At 67.1% G+C, this 16,893-nt stretch carries 18 protein-coding genes (1 of these 18 cut by a window edge); 8 read left to right on the plus strand and 10 right to left on the minus strand.

What is annotated here, in order from left to right; translation table 11 throughout:
* On the minus strand, window positions 1-913 hold the 5' portion of the coding sequence (tyrS, locus tag D578_RS0100185; protein WP_018948003.1) for a tyrosine--tRNA ligase. 293 nt of this gene lie to the left of the window's left edge; the window shows 913 of its 1,206 coding nt (coding positions 1-913); it begins with the start codon at window positions 911-913; the stop codon falls past the left edge of the window.
* A gap of 141 nt (window positions 914-1,054) precedes the next feature.
* Here tyrS and D578_RS0100190 point away from each other — a divergent pair, with 141 nt between their 5' ends.
* Complete coding sequence (locus D578_RS0100190) at window positions 1,055-2,191, plus strand: anhydro-N-acetylmuramic acid kinase (RefSeq protein WP_018948004.1); 1,137 nt, start codon at window positions 1,055-1,057, stop codon at window positions 2,189-2,191.
* Between the two features lie 90 nt (window positions 2,192-2,281).
* Here the strand turns inward: D578_RS0100190 and erpA are convergent, their stop codons facing one another.
* From erpA to argC, 4 genes are all read right to left on the minus strand, one after another.
* Window positions 2,282-2,656 carry an iron-sulfur cluster insertion protein ErpA gene (erpA, locus tag D578_RS0100195; protein ID WP_018948005.1) on the minus strand — a complete coding sequence of 125 codons (375 nt, stop codon included), beginning with the start codon at window positions 2,654-2,656 and terminating at the stop codon, window positions 2,282-2,284.
* 57 nt (window positions 2,657-2,713) lie between these two features.
* Window positions 2,714-3,148 (minus strand): polymer-forming cytoskeletal protein, encoded by a 435-nt coding sequence (locus D578_RS0100200; RefSeq protein ID WP_018948006.1) that lies wholly within the window; start codon window positions 3,146-3,148, stop codon window positions 2,714-2,716.
* Window positions 3,145-3,807 (minus strand): DUF6776 family protein, encoded by a 663-nt coding sequence (locus D578_RS0100205; protein ID WP_018948007.1) that lies wholly within the window; start codon window positions 3,805-3,807, stop codon window positions 3,145-3,147. Before D578_RS0100205 ends, D578_RS0100200 begins: the two co-directional genes overlap by 4 nt.
* 124 nt (window positions 3,808-3,931) lie before the next feature.
* Window positions 3,932-4,987, minus strand: a complete 1,056-nt coding sequence (gene argC, locus D578_RS0100210; RefSeq protein WP_018948008.1) for an N-acetyl-gamma-glutamyl-phosphate reductase — start codon at window positions 4,985-4,987, stop codon at window positions 3,932-3,934.
* Window positions 4,988-5,083: 96 nt separating this feature from the next.
* On the opposite strand from argC, the gene D578_RS0100215 reads away from it, so the two are divergent.
* Complete coding sequence (locus D578_RS0100215; protein WP_018948009.1) at window positions 5,084-5,599, plus strand: peroxiredoxin; 516 nt, start codon at window positions 5,084-5,086, stop codon at window positions 5,597-5,599.
* Window positions 5,600-5,646: 47 nt separating this feature from the next.
* Complete coding sequence (locus tag D578_RS0100220) at window positions 5,647-6,159, plus strand: CopD family protein (RefSeq protein ID WP_018948010.1); 513 nt, start codon at window positions 5,647-5,649, stop codon at window positions 6,157-6,159.
* Between the two features lie 63 nt (window positions 6,160-6,222).
* On the opposite strand, the gene ptsP is transcribed toward D578_RS0100220, so the two are convergent.
* Complete coding sequence (ptsP, locus tag D578_RS0100225) at window positions 6,223-8,490, minus strand: phosphoenolpyruvate--protein phosphotransferase (protein WP_018948011.1); 2,268 nt, start codon at window positions 8,488-8,490, stop codon at window positions 6,223-6,225.
* Between the two features lie 20 nt (window positions 8,491-8,510).
* Window positions 8,511-9,071, minus strand: coding sequence for an RNA pyrophosphohydrolase (locus D578_RS0100230; protein WP_018948012.1), 561 nt, complete (start codon window positions 9,069-9,071; stop codon window positions 8,511-8,513).
* Between the two features lie 164 nt (window positions 9,072-9,235).
* Between D578_RS0100230 and D578_RS0100235 the strand changes: the two genes are divergently transcribed.
* The gene (locus tag D578_RS0100235) at window positions 9,236-9,901 is read left to right on the plus strand and encodes an HAD family phosphatase (RefSeq protein WP_018948013.1); all 666 of its coding nucleotides are present in this window, start codon (window positions 9,236-9,238) and stop codon (window positions 9,899-9,901) included.
* Window positions 9,902-10,180: 279 nt separating this feature from the next.
* On the opposite strand, the gene D578_RS0100240 is transcribed toward D578_RS0100235, so the two are convergent.
* On the minus strand, window positions 10,181-10,627 hold the full coding sequence (locus D578_RS0100240; RefSeq protein WP_018948014.1) for a hypothetical protein: 447 nt from the start codon (window positions 10,625-10,627) through the stop codon (window positions 10,181-10,183).
* 83 nt (window positions 10,628-10,710) lie between these two features.
* Between D578_RS0100240 and thiD the strand changes: the two genes are divergently transcribed.
* From thiD to D578_RS0100260, 4 genes are all read left to right on the plus strand, one after another.
* Window positions 10,711-11,499: a bifunctional hydroxymethylpyrimidine kinase/phosphomethylpyrimidine kinase gene (gene thiD, locus D578_RS0100245; protein ID WP_018948015.1), complete on the plus strand. Its 789-nt coding sequence runs from the start codon at window positions 10,711-10,713 to the stop codon at window positions 11,497-11,499.
* Entirely contained in the window at window positions 11,489-12,133 is a 645-nt protein-coding gene (gene thiE / locus D578_RS0100250; RefSeq protein ID WP_018948016.1) for a thiamine phosphate synthase, read from the plus strand. Before thiD ends, thiE begins: the two co-directional genes overlap by 11 nt.
* A gap of 92 nt (window positions 12,134-12,225) precedes the next feature.
* The gene (gene hemL, locus D578_RS0100255; RefSeq protein ID WP_018948017.1) at window positions 12,226-13,509 is read left to right on the plus strand and encodes a glutamate-1-semialdehyde 2,1-aminomutase; all 1,284 of its coding nucleotides are present in this window, start codon (window positions 12,226-12,228) and stop codon (window positions 13,507-13,509) included.
* Between the two features lie 41 nt (window positions 13,510-13,550).
* Window positions 13,551-14,369 carry a sulfite exporter TauE/SafE family protein gene (locus tag D578_RS0100260; RefSeq protein ID WP_018948018.1) on the plus strand — a complete coding sequence of 273 codons (819 nt, stop codon included), beginning with the start codon at window positions 13,551-13,553 and terminating at the stop codon, window positions 14,367-14,369.
* A gap of 955 nt (window positions 14,370-15,324) precedes the next feature.
* Here D578_RS0100260 and D578_RS0100265 read toward each other — a convergent pair.
* Both D578_RS0100265 and trxA read right to left on the minus strand, forming a co-directional pair.
* Entirely contained in the window at window positions 15,325-16,266 is a 942-nt protein-coding gene (locus tag D578_RS0100265) for an AEC family transporter (protein WP_018948019.1), read from the minus strand.
* 184 nt (window positions 16,267-16,450) lie between these two features.
* Window positions 16,451-16,837 (minus strand): thioredoxin, encoded by a 387-nt coding sequence (trxA, locus tag D578_RS0100270; protein WP_018169052.1) that lies wholly within the window; start codon window positions 16,835-16,837, stop codon window positions 16,451-16,453.
* Window positions 16,838-16,893: the final 56 nt, after the last annotated feature.

Consider the following 16,893-nt stretch of genomic DNA (forward strand, 5'->3'; position numbering starts at 1 on the left):
CGCGTCCCGGCCCGTGGAAACGATCGACCAACTCGCGACCCAGCTCGAACTTGATATCGCGCGGGTTGCGTTCGCCGGCCTCCGCTGCCCGCTGCGACGCGCGAACATCCTGCATGGGACGCAAGCTAAGGAGTTCGAAGTACCGCCACATCAGATCATCGGAGATGGACATGAGTTTGCCGAACATATCGTCGGGGGAATCCTGGACGCCAATGTAGTTGTTCAGCGACTTGCTCATCTTCTGGACGCCGTCGAGCCCTTCGAGGATCGGCATGGTCAGGATGACCTGAGGCGGTTGACCCTCCTGCTTCTGCAGCTCGCGACCCACCAGGAGGTTGAACTTCTGGTCGGTGCCGCCCAGTTCGATATCGGCCTTCAGCGCCACCGAGTCGTAGCCCTGGATGAGTGGATAGAGGAATTCGTGGATCGCGATCGGCTGATGCTGGGTGTAACGCTTGTGAAAGTCGTCGCGCTCGAGCATGCGCGCCACCGTCTGGCGCGAGGCGAGCTGGACCATTCCTGCGGCCCCCAGCGGCTCCATCCAGGTGGAATTGAAGACCACCTCGGTCCGCTCAGGGTCAAGAATGCGGAACACCTGCTCGCGGTAGGTTGCGGCGTTGCGCTCGATATCCTCGGCGGACAGCGGCGGACGCGTGGCGTTCTTGCCCGAGGGATCTCCGATACGGCCAGTGAAATCGCCAATCAGGAACAGGATGTGGTGTCCCAGGTCCTGGAGCTGGCGCAGCTTGTTGATCAGCACCGTGTGCCCCAGATGCAGATCCGGGGCGGTGGGATCGAATCCCGCCTTAACCCGGAGGGGGCGGCCACTCTTGAGGCGCTCGACAAGATCGTCCTCGAGCAGGATTTCATCGGTGCCGCGACGAATAACGGCCAGCTGGTCTTCGAGTTCCATGACGCCCCTTGGTCGAGATCAGAGACCGGCCGGGCTGGCCGGTCGCGCGCAAGGATACCGCGACCCCCGAACGGACGCGAAATGCCGCGGTGGTCCAGAATGGACGCCGACCCATGTAATGCGCGCGCGAGGATCACCACTATGACGGAACGCTTTATCGGGCTGATGTCCGGCACCAGCCGGGACGGCGTGGACGCCGTGCTGACAGAGATCCGCGAGACCGGGCCGGTACGCGTGGTGGATCACTGCCAGCTGGGGTATCCCGACGACCTCGCCCAGGAGCTGGCCACGGCGGCCACCACCGAAACCCTGCGCTACCGGCACCTGGGCGCGCTGGATGCGCGGCTCGGCATGCTGTTCGCCCGTACCGTGCAAGCCCTGCTGGACCAGACCGGCCTGGCGCCGACCGCGATCCGTGCGATCGGCAGTCACGGCCAGACCGTGCACCACGCCCCGGACGCCGATCCGCCCTTCACCTGGCAGATCGGCGATCCATTCCGCATCGCAGAGGCCACCGGCATCGACACCGTGGCGCAGTTCCGCCCGCGCGACATTGCAGCCGGCGGCGAGGGGGCACCGCTGGCCTGCGGCTTTCACGCGACGCAGTTCGGATCCACGGACGAGACCCGCGCGGTCCTCAATCTAGGTGGCATCGCCAACATCACCTGGCTGCAACCGGGTCAGCCCGTGATCGGCTTCGACTGCGGCCCGGCGAATACGCTGATGGATGACTGGAATCGGCGCCACCATCCGACGCCGTTCGATCATGACGGCGCATGGGCCCGCAGCGGTATGCCCGACCCCGAACTGCTGACCCGGCTGCTCCAGGACCCGTTCTTCCAGCGCCCACCGCCAAAGAGCACCGGGCCCGAATACTTTTCGCCGGCCTGGCTCCGCGCCGGGGCTGGCGACCGCCTGGACCGAGCCCGGCCCGAGGACATTCAGGCGACCCTGGCGGAACTGACCGTGGAGGGCGTGCGGCGCGCGCTGGAGCACCTTCACATGCAGCCGCCCGGCCGCTTGCTGGTGTGCGGCGGCGGCGCGCACAACCGCCACCTGATGAAGCGCCTCGCCAAGGCCCTGCCCGCGACCCGCGTGGAGACCACCGAACGCCACGGGGTTCCCCCGCAGCAGGTGGAGGGTGCCGCCTTTGCCTGGCTGGCCGCGCGAACCCTGGCCGGCGAGCCCGGCAACCTGCCGGAAGTGACCGGCGCGCGCGGCCCTCGCGTACTCGGCTGCATCATCCCCGGCGGTCCCCGGACACCCGGGGGCCATTAACGCGGGCCGTTAACCCCGACCCTGAACAAAAAAGGGCCCGATCCGGAATCCCCGGATCGGGCCCTTTCTTAACCGATTGTCAGCTTCTCTCTAGACCGAGAAGCTGGAACCGCAGCCGCAGGTCGTGGTGGCATTCGGATTACGGATCACGAACTGCGCGCCCTCAAGACCTTCGGTGTAGTCGATCTCGGCACCCGCCAGATACTGGAAGCTCATCGGGTCGATCAGCAGGGTCACCCCGCCGTTCTCCACCAGGGTGTCGCCATCGCCGACGGTCTCGTCGAAGGTGAAGCCGTACTGGAAGCCGGAACAACCGCCCCCGCTGACGAACACGCGCAGCTTGAGGTTTTCGTTGTTCTCTTCCTCGATCAGCCCCTTCACTTTGGTGGCCGCGGCATCGGTAAAGATCAACGGGCTGGGCATTTCGATGTCCAGTTCCGCTTCGGACGTCATGGGCTCGGACATTCGGGGCCTCCTGTAATAATCATTTTCATTCACGCTACGGAAGACTGAGCCCCGGAGTCAAGAATGCTCATCTTCCGTGGGATTGGTCAGGGCCTGGGTCTCGCCCGTCCCCTCCAGCTCATTCTCGAGGGGATGCTCCACCCGCTTGAGCAAGCCATCGATCTGCGCACCCTCTGCCATCTGCAGCACGGTGTAGTAAAGATTACCGGCCAGACGGGCCGTCTCGCCAAGCTCCACGTGCTCTCCCACGTGGACATCGCCATGCACCTCGCCGTTCATCAGCAGGTGCGGAACCGCGACATGGCCCTCGACCATGCCCCCGTCCGCGATCACCAGAACGGCCGACGAATCGGTCGCGGCCCGGATATCCCCGATTACGCGGCCTTCAATATGCAGCCCGCCACCAAACTCGATATCACCGTGGATCACCGTATGGCACCCCACCAGCGTATCCACTTTCCGCGCGCGGCGGCCTCGTTTGCGTCCCATCATTGCGTACTCTCCAGCAGGCGACCCCAGTCGGCCCATTCCGAAACCGGTTCCAGATCCTCATCGTTCGCGGCGCTCGCCCTCAACGTCAGCCGTACCGGCTCAAAGCCCTCCGGAAGATGGATCCGGGCGCGCTGATTGCGCAACAACCGAAACCCCTCGACCAGGCGATCGCTCTCCAGCCCCAGCGCATCGGTCTCCAGGGTGGACAGCACCTCCTCCCCGTTGGCATAGCCTTCGACCTCCAGCGCCCAGCGCAAATCCACCGAACGACTCAACCCCGGGCGGTAGAGCTGGAACACGACATCAAACACGCCCGACTGCCCCGTGCGCTGCAACTGCAGCGACCGAATGCCCAGGGCATCTTCGCCCGCGCCTTCCGCAAGCCGCCGATAAAACGCCAGGTCGTCGCGCAACTCCAGCAACTCGGCCTCCTGGCGCTCGATGTCGCCGGAGAAGGCCGCGAGCTCGGCGGTCTTCATTTCCAGCTGCTGCTCGGCGTGGTGGCGAGCCTCCTCGGCGGCCTGGCGCGCGGCGAGCGCCTGCTCCAGGTCATCCCGCAGGCCCTCCATGCCGCGTTGCGCATCGACCGTGTCCCGTATGTCCTCGCGCCAGTTCTCCGCCAGCCAGGCTCCGCCCGCCACTAACAACAGGATCAGCATCAGCAGCCCTGCGCGCCACCACCCGCGGCGGCGCCCCGCCCCGCTGCGCCGCCGCGCGGGAATGCGCGGCGTCCGGGGCAGACGGGGGCGCGGGACACCCGTAGTCATGTGGCAGGCCCGGACATCAGGGGAAAACCGGCAGGCCGTCCAGACCGGCCGTCTCGGCCTGGCCGAACATCAAGTTCATGTTCTGCACGGCCTGCCCGGCCGCGCCCTTCACCAGATTGTCGATCACCGACAGCACCATCAGCCGCCCGGAATGCGGCGGTTTCGCCAGCGCCACCCGGCAGAGATTGGTGCCGCGCACACTGACCGTCTGCGGATGGGCCCCCGGCGGCATCACATCCACGAACGGCTCGTCGCGATAGCGCTGCTCGAAACAGGCCTGCCAGTCCGCGTCCGCCACCTGCGGGCGCAGATAGAGCGTCGCGTGAATCCCGCGCGTCATCGGCACCAGATGCGGCTGGAAGATCAGTCCTACCGACTGCCCGGCCACGCCGCTCAGGGTCTGGTGGATCTCCGGCCAATGCCGATGTCCGCCACTGGCATAAGCGCGAAAGTCCTCCTGCACCTCGGCGAAAAGCCCGCCGATCTGCGCCTTGCGTCCGGCCCCGCTGACGCCGCTCTTGGCATCCGCGATCACGTCCGAGGGATCGATCAGACCGGCCTCCAGAAGAGGCAGCACCGCCAGCGACACCGCCGTGGGATAGCAACCCGGCACCGCGATCAGTCGCGCATCACGGATCTGCACCCGGTTCAGTTCGGGCAGGCCGTACACGGCCTCGTCCAGATACTGCGGCGCACCATGCGCCTGTCCGTACCACTGCGCCCAGAGCTCGGGATCACGGATACGGAAATCCGCCGACAGGTCGATAATCCGCACCCCCCGCTCCAGCAGGGGCGCGGCCAATCCGTGCGCTACTCCATGCGGGGTCGCAAAGAAGACCACATCGCACTGCCCCAGGGTATTCTCGTCCGGGGCCTGGAACACCGCATCCACCGCGCCGCGCAGGCTGGGGAACAGATCGGCCACCGGCGTGCCCGCCTCGCCGCGCGAGGTCACCACCTGAAGATCGGCCGCGGGATGCCGCGCCAGCAGGCGCAGGAGTTCCACGCCGGTGTAGCCGGTGGCCCCGACAACCCCGATGCGGATAGGTTTGCTGTTGGTTGCATTCGTCATGCTGCGGCATGATACCGCCTTGGCCGGAACCACGGAACGCACGCGGTTTCGGCCAGTCCACAAATGCAGGCTATTCGATCAACGGATCACACCCCTATGAGCAAAGTCAGGATCGACCGCAAGGCCATCTTCGGAGGCATCTTCATCATCGCGCTGGTCGCCGTCGCCGCGGCCATCTGGTTGACCGACGACGGCATGCGCCCGGCACCCGCCTTCGCGGCCACCACCCTGGATGGCGAGCAGGTGGCGCTGGAGGACTACGAAGGCCGCCCGGTAATGATCTCCTTCTGGGCCACCAGCTGCCCGGAGTGCGTCCGCGAGATCCCGAAACTGGCTCACCTCCACGAGACCTACTCGGGCAAGGGCTTCGAGTTGCTGGCGGTCGCCCTGTCCTACGACCCGATCAACCGCGTGGAGGCCATGCGCGAGGATCGCGAGATGCCCTACAAGATCATCCACGACAGCGACGATGCCTTCTCCCAGGCCTATGGCGGGGTACGCCTGACGCCCACTACCTTCCTGATCTCGCCAAACGGCCGCATCGTCTACCAGAAACTGGGCGACCCGGACTTTGAACAGATCGAACGCCACCTGGAACGCTGGCTCTCCTGAGCCGCCCCGCGCAGGAACAACCGCACCCGCTTCCGAGAAGGACCTCCATGCAAGCCTATAACTGGTTCCTCAGCCTGCACGTGATCTTCATGGTCACCTGGTTCGCCGGGCTGTTCTATCTTCCGCGCCTGTTTGTCTACCACGCAATGACCGAGGACGCCCTGGGCCACGAGCGCTTCAAGGTCATGGAACGCAAGCTGTTCTACGGGATCATGACCCCCGGCGCGCTGATCACCATCCTTTTTGGCGTGATCATGCTGGTGGATCGCTCGTTCTACCTGGCCGAGCCGTGGATGCACTTCAAGCTGACCCTGATCGCGATCCTGATCGCCTATCACGTCTGGTGCGGCAAGATCGTGCACGACTTCCGCGACGACCTGAATCGACGCGATCACACCTGGTATCGCTGGTTCAACGAGATCCCGGTCCCGATCCTGGTGGGCGTGGTCGTGCTGGTGGTCAACCGCTCCATCGTGGATGCGCTTATCGCCATCGGCGTCGTACTGGGGATCTTCCTGCTGAGTGCGCTGATCGCGCAGTGGCGGGCGCGCCGCTCCTGAACCACACGACCCGGCTGCCGCAACTGACCGCGGGCGGCGGTCGTCTCGATCGGACCGCCGCGGTCAGGTCTTGCCGGCGCGCACCAGCCCGCCCAGTCCGGCCTGGACCAGCGCATTGTTCAGCAGCGAGCGGATCTGATCGGCGTTCTCCAGCAGCCGGCACTGCGCCAGCAGGGCCTCGGCGCGGTCGGTGGAGAAACTACGGATCACCCACTTCACCCGCGGGATCGAGGACACGCTGACACTCAGGCTGTCGATCCCCATCCCCAGCAGCAGGATCACCGCGGCCGGGTCGGCCGCCATCTCGCCGCAGACGCTGACCGGCTTGCCCGCGCGGTGCGAGCCGTCTGTGATCGTCTCCAGCGCGTGGATGCAGGCCGGGTGCAGGGTGTCGTAGAGGTGCGCCACGCGGGCGTTGTTGCGGTCCACCGCCAGCAGGTACTGCACCAGATCGTTGGTCCCCACGGACAGGAAATCCACCCGCCGGGCAAGCATCTCCGACATGTACACCGCCGCCGGCACCTCGACCATCACCCCGATGCGCGGCATCGGGATGCGGAAGCCCTCGTCCAGCAACTCCTCGCGCGCCCGGTTGAGCAGGGTCATCGCCCCCTTCAGCTCGTCCAGCGCCGAGATCATCGGGAACAGGATCTGCAGGTTGTCGTGGGAGCGGCTCGCCTTGAGCATCGCCCGCAACTGGGTCAGGAAGATCTCCGGGTGATCCAGCGAGATACGGATACCGCGCCAGCCGAGGAACGGGTTGTCCTCCTTCACCGGGAAATACGGCAGGGCCTTGTCGCCGCCGATATCCAGGGTGCGCAGGGTCACCGGCATCGGATCGAAAGACGCCAGTACCTGTTCGTAGAGCTGGACCTGCTCCTCCTCGCCGGGGAAGCGGTCGCGGATCATGAACGGCACTTCGGTGCGGTACAGCCCGACCCCCTCGGCCCCGGACGCCAGCGACGGCTTGATATCCGCCAGCAGCCCGGAGTTCGCGAGCACCGGCACGGCGACGCCATCGCGGGTCTCGGCCGGGTCCTTGGCCAGTGCGCGCAAGTCCTCCGCCAGCTCGCGCTCCTCGCGCACCAGGCGCTCGAACTCCACGCGCAACTCGGCGTTGGGGTTCACGAACAGCCGCCCGCGATAACCATCGACCAGGATCTCGCGCCCTTCCAGGCGCCCCACCGGGAGCTCGGACACGCCCATCACCGCCGGGATATTCAGCGCCCGCGCCAGGATCGCAATGTGCGAGGAACCGGTCCCCTTGGCCGAGACCATCGCCCCCAGCCGCTCGATCGGCACCTCGGCCAGATGCGAGGCGGTCAGGTCGTCCCCGACCAGGATGCCGCCATCGGGAAATTCGTCCTGGCTGCGATCGGCCGGCAGCAGGTGCGACAGCACACGGCGACCCAGATCGCGCACATCCGCCGCCCGCTCGCGCAGGTACGGGTCCTCCATGTCCTCGAACACCCGCACGCTCTCGCGCACCGTGTCGCGCAGTGCCGCCGGGGCCCACTGCCCGTTCCGGATGCGCGTCTGGGTCTTGTGCACCAGAGAGTCGGAACCCAGCAGCATCAGGTAGGCATCGAACAGAACCTGCTCGTCCGGACCCAGGGCCTCGCCCATGCGCTGCTTCAGGTCCTCGATCTCGGTGCGGGTCTCCGCCACCGCCTGGCCGAAATGCTCCAGCTCGTGATCCACCCCGGCGCCTTCGCGATCCGGGATGGAGTCCATGTCCGCCAGGCGGTAGGCCACCACTGCCCGGCCGATGGCCACGCCCGGTGAACCGGCAATGCCGGTGGCCTCGACGTTCACATGCCCGATCAGCGGGGTCTCGGAGGAGATCTCGTCGTTGAATTCGGCATAGGCGATCGCCCCGGCCAGCTGCGCCGCCAGGGTAATCAGAAAGGAGACATGCTCGTCATCGAACTTGCGCGCCTGGTGCTGCTGCACGACCAGCACGCCCAGCAAGCTGCGCTGGTGGATGATCGGGACCCCCAGAAACGCGAGGAAGTGCTCCTCGCCGGTCTCCGGGAAATAGCGAAAGCGCGGGTGGTCCTGGGCGCTGTCGAGGTTGACCGGCTCGGCCCGCGAGGCGACCAGACCGACCAGACCCTCCGACGGATCCATCTCGACCTGCCCGATGGACTCCTCGCGCAGACCCTCCGAGGCCATTAGCACCAGACGCCCGGACTGCGGCGACTTCAAATAGATCGAACAGACATCGATCTCCAGCGCTGCCCTCACCCGCGTAACGATGATGTGCAGCGCTTCGAAGAAATCGGCAGCACCGTTTACCTCCTGCACCACGCGGCGCAGGACCTCGAGCATCGAGGGCTGCTTTGGGACCGTCAACGCGAGGACACCGGCGAACGGGCCAAGGACTGGGCCGGACCACGACTGCCGGAACGCCGCGCGCGCCCCTGCTCAAGCTCAGGGAACATCAGCGGCACCAGCTCGCACAGCGCACGGCGATAGACCTGACGCTTGAAGTGCACGACCTCGCGTGCCGGACGCCAGTAGTCGATCCAGCGCCAGTCATCAAACTCCGGGGTTTCCATCGCATCCAGCACCACGTCGTTCTCGTCTCCGACCATGCGCAGCAGGAACCAGCGCTGCTTCTGGCCGATGCAGATTGGGCGCTGGTGGCGCCGGACCATGCGCTCCGGCAGGCGGTAGCGCAGCCAATGGCGGGTACTCCCCAGCACCTCGACGTGTCGGGGGAACAGGCCCGTCTCCTCGTGCAGCTCGCGAAACATCGCCTCTTCCGGCGTTTCTTCCGCATGCACGCCCCCCTGGGGGAACTGCCAGGCGGCCTGCCCGACCCGCTTCCCCCAGAACAGCTGCTGTTCCGCGTTGCACAGGATGATGCCTACGTTTGCGCGATACCCGTCACAATCAATCACTTGCATCAGCCAGACGCTTCTCTATTACTGGCATTGTTCCACAGCCGGTGCCCCAGCGGCAAAGCCCCTACCGCGCCTCCGGTGCCGACCCGAAAAGGGGCCTGTGGCTGCAGCCGACGACGCCCGCCGGTACACTCGCGTCCGATCCAAGCCAACCCGAGAGCACCCTCATGGCCCTGGCCCTGTTCGACCTCGACAACACCCTGCTCGCCGGCGACAGCGATCACGCCTGGAACGAGTTCCTGGCAGAGGTGGGCGCCGTCCACCCGACCTGTCACGCCGAGACCAATGACCGCTTCTACCAGGAGTATGTGGCGGGCACCCTCGACATCCACGAATTCTGCCGCTTCGCGTTCAGCCCGTTGGCCGAACACCCGCGCCCGCAACTGGAGGCCTGGCGGGAAGACTTCATCGACCGCCTGATCCGGCCAATGATCGCCCCTGGCGCCCCGCGCCTGCTGGCCGAACACCGCGAGGCCGGTGACGAGCTGGTCATCATCACCGCAACCAACCAGTTCGTGACCCAGCCGATTGCCGGCCTGCTCGGCGTAGACCACCTGATCGCAACGCTGGCGGAAGAAGGGAAGGACGGGGAATTCACCGGCGAACTAACCGGCGTGCCCTGCTTCCAGGAAGGCAAGATCGAACGCCTGCGCCAGTACCTTGCGGATCATCCGGATCCCGAGGACAGCATCGCGCAGGCCAGTTTCTACAGCGACTCGCGCAACGACATCCCGCTACTGGAATGTGTGGGACGCCCCGTCGCAGTAGACCCGGACCCGACCCTCGCGGATCACGCCCGCAACCAGGGCTGGCCGGTCATCTCGTTGCGCTAGGGAGACGCAGATCCATTCGCACGTCCGCGTTGACGCCCCATTTTTCCGAGACAAGGCGCGGTGCGCAGTGCCGTAGTCATTCTACGGTCAAGCGGCGCAACGCAGGATCGGGGAAAATGGGGCGCCACCCCCGAAGGGGCTCGGCCGATTTTGTTCGCTGACTGCGTTGCGGCTCGCTTATGTAGCTCGGCTACACCTCGCTCACCGCGCCTTGCCAGCGAGCAAAATCGACTCGAGCGCGGGCGTGCGAATGGATCCGCGTCTCCCTGGGAGACGGCGTCAGCTGAAGACGCTGGCGATCTGCGCGAGGCGCTGCCCGGCAGGGGTATCCGCCTTGCCGGCCGCCGCGACCGCATCGCGATAGCCAATAACCAATTCCGGCACCACGGCCACCACCTGCTTGCGACGCAGGCGCGCGGCACCGGTCACCGGCCAGGTCGCGCGGAAGTCGCAGTTGTCCAGCGCATCGCAAACCCACAGGCTCCACTCGTGGCGGGTCACGTCAATCTCGTGCTGACGGATCACCAGCCGATAGACATGCTCGGCCTGCATGTCCGCCATGCCCACGGCGGGGCCCACGTGTTCCACCTGCAACTCGCCAGCGAGCCGGTTCAGCTCTTGCTCCAGCGCGGCCAGGGCCTGGTCGACCTCCGCGTTCAGCGTGCCACCTGCCTCGGCGGCGGCGACCAGGGGACGGAGGGACTCGACTTCGAACTCGCTGCTCATGCTGCGTACACTCCCGGGATGCGGAACAAGAACGCCCCGGGGGTGCCGGGGCGCGCGCAACCTTAGCACGGGAGCCCCCACTCATGAATCATCCCCCGATCGCGCTGACCATCGCCGGCTCAGACCCCGGCGGCGGCGCCGGCCTGCAGGCCGACCTGACCACCTTTACCCGCCTCGGCGTACACGGCGCCACGGCCGTGACCGCGATCACCGTGCAGGACACCCGCAACGTGGTGGACTTCAGCGTGCTACCCGCGGAACAGCTGCGCGCCCAGATCGAGGTCACCCTGGCCGATCTCGCCGTCGCCGCGATCAAGATCGGCATGCTGGGATCGGTCGACAACGTCACCTCGGTCGCCGCGCTGCTGGCCACACACCCGCATATCCCGGTCGTGCTGGACCCGGTGATGGTCGCCGGCGGTGGCGGCGCACTCGCCACGGCAGCGGTGGTCGACGCCACCCGCGAGGCCCTGCTGCCGCGCGCGACCCTGATCACCCCGAACGGGCCGGAGGCCGCCCGCCTGGCCCGCAGCGAGGACGCCGCACAATGGGGCCACCAGCTGCGCCAGCTGGGCGCGCGCAACGTCCTGATCACCGGCGGCCACGAGGGCGGCGCCCAGGACCCGATCATCAACCGCCTGTACCGCGAAGACGGGCACGTGCGCGCCTTCGAGCTGCCGCGCCAGCCAGCGGGCTACCACGGGTCCGGCTGCACCCTGGCGGCGGCAATCGCCGCCTTCCTGGCGCGCGGCCGCGACCTGGAGCCGGCGGTGATCGAGGCGCAGGCCTTCATGAACGACGCCGTCGCCCGGGGTTACGCCCCCGGGCACGGCCAGCACGTCCCCAACCGGCTGTGTCCGCATGACGACTGAACACGCCCCCCGCCTGCGCGGGCTCTACTTCATCACCCCCGCGGTACCGGAGGGCGCGGACCCACGCGCCACCCACCTCGCCAATGCCGAGGCCGCGCTGCGCGGCGGTGCCCGCCTGGTCCAGTTCCGCGACAAGACCCTGGCGGGCGACGCACGCGAGGCGATCGCCCGCGAACTGGTCGCCCTTGCCCATGCGCACGCTGCACTGTGCATCATCAACGACGACACCGACCTGGCCGCGCGCGTCGATGCCGATGGCGTGCACCTGGGCCGCGACGATCCGGACCCGGCCGACGCGCGCCGCCGGCTCGGACCGCATGCGGTGATTGGCATCTCCTGCTACAACGAGCTAGATCAGGCACGCGCTGCCCAGACCGCCGGCGCCAGCTACGTGGCCTTCGGCTCCGTGTTCCCCTCCCCGACCAAGCCCGACGCGGCACGCGCGGATCTCGAGCTGCTACGCGAGGCACGCGCCACACTGGATCTGCCGATCTGTGCGATCGGCGGGATTACGCCAGCGAACGCCCCCGAAGTCGTCGCGACCGGCGCGGACCTGCTCGCCGTAATCCAGGGCGTCAGCGCCGCGCCCGATCCCGAAGCCGCCGCGCGCCGTATAAGCGTACTGTTCGATTGACCGGGCGCCCTTTGCACCCGGCCACGGCCACGGCTATGGTTGCCAGGCTTCCGAATCAACGACCCGAATCGAACCCAACACAGGACACCGTCATGCAGGAAACCGAGCGTCTGTTCGAGGCCGCCAAGCAGCACATCCCCGGCGGCGTGAATTCCCCCGTGCGCGCCTTCAAGGGCGTCGGCGGGACCCCGATCTTCATGGACCGCGCCAACGGCGCCTACATGTGGGACGCCGACGGCCAGCGCTATATCGACTACATCGGTTCCTGGGGCCCGATGGTGGCCGGGCACGCCCACCCCGAGGTGATCGAGGCAGTGCGCGAGGCCTGCAACAACGGTCTGTCCTTCGGCTGCCCCACGCGGCTGGAAAATGACATGGCCGACAAGGTCTGCGAGCTGGTGCCCTCGATGGACATGGTGCGCATGACCAACTCGGGCTCCGAGGCGACCATGAGCGCGATCCGCCTGGCGCGCGGCTATACCGGACGCGACCGCATCGTGAAGTTCGAGGGCAACTACCACGGCCACGGTGACTCGCTACTGGTGAAGGCCGGCTCCGGCGCCCTGACTCTCGGCCAGCCGAGCTCCCCGGGCGTGCCCAAGGAGCTGGCCGCGCTGACCAGCACCCTGACCTACAACGACCCGGACGGCGTACGCGCCTTCTTTGCCGAGAAGGGCGACGAGGTGGCCTGCATCATCGTCGAGCCGATCGCCGGCAACATGAACTGCATCCCGCCCGAGCCCGGGTTCCTGGAGACCCTGCGCGAGGTCTGCGATCAACACGGCGCGGTGCTGATCTTCGACGAGGTAATGACCGGCTTCCGCGTCTCCGCAAACTGCGCCCAGGGCTATCTGGGCGTGACGCCGGACCTGACCACGCTGGGCAAGATCATCGGCGGCGGCATGCCGGTAGGGGCCTTCGGCGGCAGGCGCGCGATCATGGAACACCTCTCCCCGCTGGGCCCGGTCTACCAGGCCGGCACTCTGTCCGGAAACCCGATCGCGATGACCGCCGGACTGAAGACGCTGGAGATCCTCAGCCGCCCGGGTTTCCACGACGAGTTGGAGACACGCACCAAGAAGGTCGTGGCGGGCTTCGAGGATGCCGCGCGCGAAGCCGGTGTGGCCGTGACCACCAACCAGGTGCCGGGCATGTTCGGCCTGTTCTTCAGTGATCAGAAGGTCACCGATTTCGCCGGCGCCACCGCCTGCGATACTGCCGCCTTCGGCCGCTTCTTCCACGCGATGCTGGACGAGGGCGTCTACCTGGCCCCCAGCGCATTCGAGGCCGGCTTCATGTCCAATGCCCATTCGGACGCCGACATCGACGCGACCATCGAGGCCGCCCGCAAGTCCTTCAAGGCTCTGGGCGCCTGAATGCCCGGCCGTGACATCCGGCAACGGGTGCGGCCACAGGCATGACCGAGACGCTAACCCAGTCGCCGCTGGCACTGGGTCTGCTCTTCGTCGCATTGGGCCTGGTGGCGGGCATCCCGGCCGGGATGTTCGGCATCGGCGGCGGTCTGATCCTGGTGCCGGTGTTCGTGGCCGTGTTCAGCCTGCTCGCCTTCGACTCGGCCAGCCTGGTGCAACTGGCGGTCGGCTCCTCGCTGGGCGCGATCATCCCCACCGCGATCCTGTCGGCGCGCGCCCACCACCACCGCGGCGGCGTGGACGGCACCGCGGTGCGCCGGCTGCTGCCGGGCATCATCGTCGGCGCACTGATCGGGGCCTGGCTGGCCACGCGTATCGACAGCGACCACCTGGGGCGCATCTTCGGCGCCTTCGAGGTCGCGATCGGCATCTGGATGCTGCTGAACATCCGGCCGCCGCAGGCACCCGTCCCCCGCCGCAGCGTGTGGCTGGGCGGCGGCGCACTGATCGGTGCGGTCTCCTCGCTGATCGGCATCGGCGGGGGCACGCTGACCACGCCGTTCCTGGTCAGCCAGGGGCTGGAGCTGCGTCGTGCGATCGGCTCGGCGGCCGCCCTCGGCGTGCCGATCTCCATCGGCGCCAGCCTGGTGTTCGCCCTGCCGCAATGGACCGACCCGGCTTATCAGGCACCGGAGTGGGCCGTCGGCTACCTCTACCTGCCCGCCATCCTTGGCGTCGTCATCGGCACATCCATGAGCGTACGCGGTGGCGTCTGGCTGGCCCATCACCTGCCGGTCGCCCTCCTCCGCCGCGCCTTCGCCGGCGTCCTCATCCTCGCCGGCATCCTCATGCTCATCCGCTAGCGCATTGCCAACGCCAGACGGATCCTCATTCGTCATCCGGTGTTTGCGGTGCCTTCGGCCGACCGCCTTCCAGGTTGGGCTGGCCCCGGTTCATCATCCGGTGTTTACGTGCCTTCGTCGGGCCGCCTGCCACGCGCTCTCTCGCGAGCGCACCGCGAGGTACTTTCTTGCTTGCCCAAGAAAGTACCCAAAGAAGGGCACCCGGATTTCGCCCGGGAACCTCGCTCCGGACGCGCTGGGCCGGCGGCGCTGAACTCGCTGCGGCTTCGCTCAGACATCCAGCGCCCCGCGTCTATTTTTGACTAGCCGGCCCATCACGCCCTCCGCGAGGGGCTCCATACGGGAGGGGAAGGTCAAAACAGACGGGATCCCGTAGGGTGCGGTTGAGCATAGCGAAACGCACCATCCCCCACACCGCGCGAAACCCTGATGCGATTCGCTTCGCTCATCACATCCTACGCCCCCCGGCGCCCGCTACGCGGGCGCGGCACGCCAGGGCCGAAGGCCGAGCGTGCCTGAGATGCCGGAAGACCTAGCCTTCATCCATGAACAATATGGTCGGGACGGCCATTGTTTAGACCTTCTCCCGTTGTCGTCGCGCCGAGTGGAGAGGATTTTCGCGGGACGATTCTAAATGGACACGGGGCGCTGGATGTCTGAGCGGAGCCGCAGGCGCAACGAGTTCAGTGCCGCCCGCGAAAAGCCTCGGAGCGAGGGAAACCCCGGACCGCGCAGCGGGCCGGGGTCGTGGCAGTCGGGCGTGTTTCTTGGGTACTTCTTTGCACGAGCAAAGAAGTACCTCGCGGCGCGCTGGCGAGACAGCGCCTGGCAGGCAGCGGACCGAAGGCACGTATACACCGGATGTCGAACCGGGACCAGCCTAACCGGCATGAGCAACAAAACCGGCGCTCCATGCACCCGGCTTGCGAAAACCAACGGCGCGAGGCCCCGAACGTCAGGCGATGAGTCGGGTGGCGAGTGCGAACCACAGCGGCAGGGTGATCAGCGACAGCGCCGTGGTCAGCGTGACCGCGGCCGCGTAGAGGCCGGTATCCAGGCGGAAGCGGTCGCAGAACACCAGCCCCAGAACCATCGCCGGCATGGCCGCCTCCAGCACCGACCCGACACCGGGCACACCTTCAAGGCCGGTCCACAGCACCAGCCCCAGCGCAAAGACCGGGGCCAGGATCAGCTGGACCACGGCCACTACTACCAGCGGCCGGGCATCGCGCCCGCGAAAGCGATTGAATACCAGCGCCAGGCCCAGCGAGAACAACATCAAGGGGGCCACGCTGTCCGCCAGAAAACCGAGAAAGACGTCCAGCCAGTCGATCAGCGGGACCCCGGCGAGATTCAGGGCCACGCCAACCACCGCCGCCCAGATCGACGGCACCGCCGCCAGCCCGCGCAGGGGACTCCCGCCCCCGTAGAGACGTACCGCCTCGGGATCGCCGTAGCGCCGCGCCAGCAGCACACCGAGCGTCAGGACCAGCGGGAGGCAGGCAAACAGGTCGTACTGGATCGCCACCGCACGGCCGGCTTCGCCGAACAGGCTGTCGAGCACCGGGAGGCCGAGGTAGGTGGCGTTGGGCCAGGCAGCCGCCAGCAACATCGCGCCGATCGCCGCACGCTCCGCCATGCAGACGCGACAGGCCAGCAACGTGACCCCGACCATCGCCAGAACCGTGAGACCCGCCACCAGGGCGATACGCAGGGAGTCGAGGCCCAGCGGGGCCACCCACAGCACCTGCAGGACCAGCGCCGGAAGCAACAGGTAGTAGACCAGGGTCGTAAGGACCCGGCGGGTGGTGTCCGCATCCAGGCCACCGGGCTGCAGGGCGCGCCAGACCACGCCCGCGACGATCAGCGCCCCCATCTGGGTCATCACGCTCAACATGGCCGGCGTGCGGCCTCGGGAAGCTGGGACATGGTGGCGGCATCCTTTCGCGTATGGCGCAGGGGTTTGCGGTCATTCTACGATCCTGGCACGCGCCCCACACAAAAAAACCCGGCGGGGCAACGCGCCCGGCCGGGTTGGATCTCGCGAGTTTGGCCCGCGGAAGGCAGTCGTCAGAGGCGGCTTACGCGCCCCCGGCCTGCTCCTGTTCCTGCTGCTGGCGCTCGACGTCGGCGCGCACCTGCTCCATGTCCAGCTCGCGCACCTTGCCCAGCACCTCGTCCAGCTGACCGGCGGACAGCACGCCCGGCTGGGAGAACACGATGATCTGCTCGCGGAAGATCATCAGGGTCGGGATGGAACGGATCTGGAAGGCGCCGGCGATGGCCTGCTCCTCGTCGGTATTCACCTTGGCGAAGACCACGTCGGGGTGCTTGCCGGAGGCCTCTTCGAAGGTCGGGGCAAACTGCTGGCACGGGCCGCACCAGGGGGCCCAGAAGTCCATGATGACGATGTCATTCCCGGTGATGGTGGATTCGAAGGTGTCCTGCGTGAGTTCCTGAACGGCCATGATGGCGGGCTCCGGTTAAAAATGTACCGGAACCTTACCAGCCTCGGCGCCGGCTT

The sequence above is a fragment of the Thioalkalivibrio sp. ALMg11 genome (assembly GCF_000377905.1).
Classification (GTDB): Bacteria; Pseudomonadota; Gammaproteobacteria; order Ectothiorhodospirales; family Ectothiorhodospiraceae; genus Thioalkalivibrio.